The following is a 6,328-nucleotide window of genomic DNA, read 5'->3' as shown; positions in this document are numbered from 1 at the left end:
ATGCCGTCGCGAGCCTGCACGTGCCACTTGTAGCGCTTGCCGTCCACCAGCTTGGAATTCGGTACCTGCACCTGGGCGGTACCCCCCGAATTCACTGGGGCGATCGGTTCCAGCACAGCATCCCCGGCGTACTCCCAGACCACGAACGCGGCCGTGACCTGACCGCCGTCCGGGTCGGAGACCTTGGCGGTCAGCGTGAGGTCGTTACGCCCGATGGTGGGCCAGGTGGCCGGGTCGTCGTCACACGCCACCTTCAGGTTGTCCTCGCCCCCGGGACTCCACGGCCCCTGGAACGCGGCGAAGGAATTCACCTTGGGCGCACGGTTGTAGGTGACTTCCAGGTGCGGGTTGTTGTGGAACTTCTTCCAGCTGCTGACCTGCCCCTCGTAGTCCGAGCGAGCCCGCAGGCCGAAGGTCAGATTGGCGTCGCCGCCGTCGGCGGCACGCTGCACCAGGCGCTTCAGCGCGTCACTGTCGAAGTCCTCGCCCTCACCGCCCTTGCACTTGCTGCCATCGCCGGTCCAGCCGTGCGCGAAGGACTTGCTCTGCAGCGTCTCGTTCCAGCTGGGCTGGTTGTCCCAGGTGGTCGAAGGAGAGATGGGACCGGTCCAGCCGAAGTCCACCGGAGTGGGAGAGCACGACCAGGAGTAGGAATTGAGGACGTTGAACGTCGCGCTCATGATCTTCGCGCCGTCCAGCCCGTCGGTGTCCATCTGGAAATAAGACCGGGCGGTGCCGTTCGTCCAGTCCTCGTGACCGACCCGGGCGAGCTGGTCCGAGAACCCGCCGCCGTTCCAGAAGGACGTCCCGGAGAGCGAGCCGCCCTTGTGATAGGCGATCGTCCAGGCGTTGCGCCCGCCGCCGGAGAAGATGGGGTCGATAGTGACCGGGAAGACCGTGTCCGGGTCCTTCATGAACTCCGCGTCGGGCGCGATGCGCAGGGTGTCTCCGACGACCCTGGTCGGCATCTCCTTCAGCTTCGACGGGACCGCCTCCGCGCCGGGCCCGTTGTGCTGCGGCTGCTCGCCGTCACCGGTTCCCGCCGGTGCGGCAGCGACGGAACGCTTCGCCCGGCTCGCCCTCGGCTCCGCGGCGGCCGCCTGCGGCGTCCGCTCCGCCTTCTCGTGCGAGGAGTCCCACATGACGGGGGTCGGCGCGCTGAACAGCTCGGTACCGTCGGGGGCGGTGACCGTCAATCTGCCCTTCCCGTCCGCCTTGAGATCGGCCCCCGCGCTCTTCACCCCGTAGGTGAGTTCCCGCAGCCCGGGCTGTGCGGCCGCCTCACGGGTCTTGACGACCACGTACTGGGCGAAGCCGTCGACATCGGCCTGGATACGGAGGTCGACGCCGGGCAGTACGTCGGCGTACACCGCCGAACGGCCGTCCAGGCGGGGCTCGGGCAGCGGTTTGGGCCATGTGATCGACAGTGACCTGCCGTCCTTCTCCATCGTGGCGAGCGGTCCGTCACCGCCCCCGGAGAAGGACAGCCCGAAGGTGGCGGCGGCCGGCCCGACACGCCCGTCCGCACGCCGGCGCATGGTGGCGTCGGCGTCCTGCCACTCGCCACCGACCTTGGCGAACGCGGGACGGATGAACTCCCGCCGGGTGAAACTGCCGTCCGGGTTGGCCAGCACCTGCCGCGTCTCGGCCCGCTTGCCCATCAACTCGACCGGCTTACCGGACTCCGCGGCCTCCCGAACGGCACGCCCCTCGGGCGTCTCGTCCTGCGCGCCATCTTGTACGGCGGCCCGCTCGGCCCCCGCCGAAGCGAAGACCGGAAAAGCTCCGGCCATCGACGCGCCGACGCTCAACGCGGTAACAACACCGACGAGCGACGCCCGGCGTCTGTACCGATGCTTGCGACTTCCTTCATAAGACACGGGTGGTACCCATTTCGCTTTCTCTGCTACGGATGTCAAAAGGGCGCCGCCCGGTGAACCGGCGTGGCCACCGGGCAGCGCCACATGAAGAACCCGGTCAGGGTTCAACAACTTGCGGAACGCTCTCCCTCACGGGCAGCGGCATCAGCCAGAAGGTGAACGCCCACTGCGTGGCCGCCATGGTCAGCTGCATCAGCCCGAGGCCGTAGGAGACGGTGAACCACAGGGGGATCAGAAGCAGCATTCCGGACTTGAGCCGGAACCCTCCCGAGTCCCCCCGCGACCTGCCTCCCGAAATGAGCAGGAGCATGAACAGCGAGGGCAGACCCACCATGGCGAAAGCACCGGGTCCGTTGGAAAGCCAACCCCAGTACGACTCCCAAAAAGGAAGCTCGCTGCCGACGTGCGACGCCTCGGTATCGAACATCCTGGGAGCCACAGCCGAGGTGATTGCCCAGCCAGCCGCGAAGACGGCGGTGTACCGGGCGGCGCAGTCCAGCAGCCACCGAGGCAACCGCTCACGCCGGTCTCCGGGCTCGATCTTGTTCATGCTGTCCACAGGGAAAGACACATCCTCATCACGGTGTACAGAACGGACCGCTCGACGTGGTCGTCCAATAGCGGTTCGTCTTACCCGGCATCAACGCCAGCGCCGTGAAGCCGGTGGGCTCCATCATCGGGCTCTTGGCGATCGATTCCGGTGCGACGTTGTTCCGGCGATACCGCACAACCTCCATATCCGGATAGGGGTCGCCACTCCTGTGCACCGACACGGAGGCCTCGTTCGCGGCAACAGAGATATTGTTGTCCACGGCTCCCAGCGACAGCAGAGGCTGCACTCCATGCACGCCGAGGTTGAGTCGCTGCGAATTGGAATCGCGCGTCTGCAGGATGTTCTTACCCGCAATCGTTTCGGGAGTGTTGAAGATATCCCACCCCGAGCCCTCCTCAATGGTCAGCTCATTCGCATCCAGCTGCGTGGACTTGACGGTTGCCTCCATGGGCTGCCCGCCGGTCAAAGTCGTGGAAACGCTTCGCTTTGTCTCCGTGGTGTGAGATGGCGCAACCTTGAAAGTGACGTCACCCGACGCGGTGTCCCAGAAGAGCACCATACGGTAGGCCTGATCAGGGTCGGTCGAGAAATCTCGGTCGTCACCGATCAGCAGGCCCGCAGTCAGCCCGAGCGTCACATTCATCGCCTCGCGGGTATGGATGAAGTACCGGATCATGATGATGCCCCGGTCCTTGCCCTTGCTGACATTGAACGATTGGAACCGAGTACCCTTCGGACCTTCGTCCCACATCTGCCGATGTGCGGATCGGTAGGATCGGGAGGTGCGCTGACCGTATTCTTGAAACAATTGCTCGCTAAGCGCCACGGCCAAAATCGGGCCGCCAACGAAAATCGCCAGGGCGTCGAGCACCGAGAAGTTACCACTCGGGTCACTGTTGGCGACCGGATTGTTGTTTGCGTACGCGTACGCGTTGAACTGCTGCGGATTGTCCGTGTTGAGCATGGCGTCCACGGAGATGAACTTTCCGTTTTCCGCGTCGTATTCGCGCGCTCCGACATGGGTCAGGCCGGTTGACGCGTCCTTCGTGCCGCCGACGAAGCCGTGTTCACTCGGCCAGGCGTCCGCTTCGGGCTGGGGGCCTCGGGCGGTGCCGAAGGGGCCGCTGGCGCGCCGGGAGTACTGCATCGACTTCGCGTCGATGGTGAGTTCCGGTGTGCCGTGGTGGTCGCTGAGGACGAAGGACAGGGTGCCGTCCGACGAAGCGACGACGGTGCTGTTCTTTACGGTGTAGAAGCGCTTTCCGGTGACCTTTCCGGTCTTGGTGTCGAGCTTCAGTTCCTGGCTGTCCAGGTAGAGGGTGACGGCTCCGGGGTCCCGGCGCAGCAGGCGTTTGCCGTCTGCGTCGTAGAGGAAGGTGGAGGTCTTTCCGTCGATGGTCGAGGAGGCCATGCGGCCCTCGGCGTCCCAGGTCAGTTTCTGGTCGCCCTCCGCGGTGACGCGGCGGGTGGTGTTGCCCGCCTTGTCGTACTCGAAGGAGTCGTCACGTGCGCCGGGTCCGGAAATGCCGACCGCGCTCATGGCGTGCGGCATGGGCTGTCCGGGCTTCGGATAGGTGTAGCCGCGTCGGGTGTCCTTGGCGGTGTCACCGGCGGGGTCGTGCCGGGTTTCGGCCGTGCGGTTGCCGATCGCGTCGTAGGTGTAGGAGTGCCAGTACGGGTCCACGCCGCCGACCTTCGGCGCTGTGCCGTCGGACGGCTGGGCGGCGCAGTTGTCTGCCGCCGTCCAGGCGTTGGTCAGGCGCCGGGCGAAGTCGTAGGTGTAGCACTGGGTGTCGGTCGACTTCTTGTCGTCGCGGTCGTTGCGGATGCGGGTGATGTTGCCCGCGGGGTCGTAGGTGTAGGTCTTGTGGTCGAGGGTCTGCGGGCCGTTGGCCTCCCGGTCGTTGGTCACCGTGCCGAGGCGCCGGGTCGCGGGCTCGTAGACGTAGGTCTGTACGGCGCGGTGGCCGACGTCGCCCAGCACGGTTTGGAGCAGTTCGCCTGTGGGCGAGTACTGGTTTCCGGTGGAGTAGACCCTGCCGTTGCCGCTCAGCGAGGTGGGCAGGCCGAATTCCGTGTAGCCGTGCCGGACGGTCTCGGCCGCCAGGCCGCCGCCGGCCGGGTAGCTGGTGGTGGCCGCCAGCCCGGTGTTGGGGGTGTAGGCGCTGGAGAAGGTGTAGCTGCCGGCCAGCTTTCCTTCCGCGTCGGGGACGGTGACCGTGGAGCCGGTCGCCCGGCCTGCGGCGTCATAGCCCGTGACGGCGACGGAGTAGGCGTTGCCCTTCTCGTACCGTACGGAGGAGCCAAGCAGGCCCTTGCCGCCATCGAGGGTGTCGTAGTTCCACTCGGCAAGCTTGTCGCCCTTGTCGCTGTCCCTGCGGACGCTGGTCCTGCGGCCGAGTTCGTCGTAGGTGGTGGCGAGGGTGTGGCCCAGTGCGTCCTTCGTGGTGGCCACCTGGCCGTCGGGCGTGTAGGTGGTGGTGACGGTTCCCTTGTCCGGGTCGGTCGACTTGGTCCGGTGGCCGCGCAGGTCGTACTCGGCGGACCAGGTGTTGCCGACGGCGTCCACCAGCTTCACCATCCGGTCTGCGGAGTCGTAGGTGTACTTCAGCGACTCGTACGTGTCGGCAGCGGCGCCGAACTCGGGCTTGCCGTTCTTGTACTGCCGCACCTCCACCGGCTTGTCGTGCGCGTTGACCAGCGTGAGCGTGGCGGTGCCGCCCTTGGGCGGCACGGACGCGGTCCAGTTGCCCCCGTAGGAGGTGGTGGTCCGCCACTTTTCGACGTTCAGCGACTTGGATACGGACGCGGTGGTCCGTCCCTGGCCGTCGTATTCGGTCACCGTCTGCTGCGGGACCTTGTTGTCCGCCACCGACAGGACGACTGGTGCGGTGGCCCCTTCGTTGTAGTACTCGGCGTTGGTCTTGTACTGCCTTCCGTGGCTGTCGTAGAAGGTGTCGCTGACGATCCGGCCCTTGCCGCCGTGGGCGTCCGTCTGCTTCTGGCGCGAGCGCAGCAGTCCGTCGTAGAGGGTGAGCGCGGTGCGGTACTTGCCGTTCTCCAGGAGGGTTTTCGAGGTCACCACGGTCGGGCCGTCGCGCCGGACGTCGTAGGCGAACTGCACGTCCGCCGGTTCGGACTCGGCCCGGCCGGGCTTCCAGGCGGCTGTCAGGCGGCCGAGTGCGTCGTACCGCTGGACCGTGCTGCGCCCGTTGACGTCGGTGGCCTTGGTGGTCAGTCCGCGCAGGCCGTCCATCTCGGCGGTCTTCACGTACCCCTTGGGGTCGGTGGTGGTCACCTTCGTCGGCTGGGCGCCGCTGGACGGTGTGTAGTCCGTCCTCGTTTTGCGGCCGGCCGCGTTGGTCTCCTCGATCGTGCGTCCGGTGGCGTCGTAGGCGACGACGGACGTGGTCACGAAGACGGGCTTGCCGCCGTCGAAGCGGTCCAGCTCGTCGACCTTGGTCGGGTTGCCCCCGCCGGGTGCCGGTGCCTGGCCGTGCGGCTTGCCGTCGTACGCGGTGCGGACCTCGTTGAGGGTGTTGTCCGCGTTCGCCGGGGTTGCGCAGGTGGCGGAGGTGCGCTGGAGCGTCGAGGGGTAGGACAGCAGCCAGTTCTTCTCGTCGGCGGCGAAGGTCGTGCGGGTGCACATCTCGTCGCCGTCGACGGCCGTGTCGCCCTCGTCGGAGGTGGACACGACCTGACCGTGGTCGTTGAACTCGTTGGTCGCTTTGGTGGTGCGCCACGTGCCGTCGGACAGCAGGGTGCGGGAGATCTCCTCCTTGGTGCCCACCTGGTGGGCCACGAGGTCGGTGGTGCCGGCCCGTGCGTGGTTGCCGGTCTGCTTGGACCACGGCCGGTTGAGCGACGAAGTCGAGATCTTGCCCTCGTCCTTGTC

Annotated in this window: 3 protein-coding genes; all 3 read right to left on the bottom strand. The window is 66.7% G+C overall.

Annotated features, from left to right (window positions below):
- Positions 1–1,793: DNRLRE domain-containing protein (locus ACH4K4_RS38580; protein WP_398175027.1), on the bottom strand; the 1,793-nt coding region annotated here is incomplete at its 3' end.
- A 184-nt stretch (positions 1,794–1,977) separates the two neighbouring features.
- Positions 1,978–2,430: a hypothetical protein gene (locus ACH4K4_RS38575; protein WP_398175024.1), complete on the bottom strand. Its 453-nt coding sequence runs from the start codon at positions 2,428–2,430 to the stop codon at positions 1,978–1,980.
- A gap of 28 nt (positions 2,431–2,458) precedes the next feature.
- The coding region (locus tag ACH4K4_RS38570) for an RHS repeat domain-containing protein (RefSeq protein WP_398175021.1) at positions 2,459–6,328 on the bottom strand (3,870 nt) is incomplete at its 5' end.

This window comes from Streptomyces sp. NPDC017529, assembly GCF_044329785.1.
In the GTDB taxonomy this organism is placed as follows: domain Bacteria; phylum Actinomycetota; class Actinomycetes; order Streptomycetales; family Streptomycetaceae; genus Streptomyces.
This window is presented reverse-complemented; position numbering and strand designations above follow the sequence as displayed.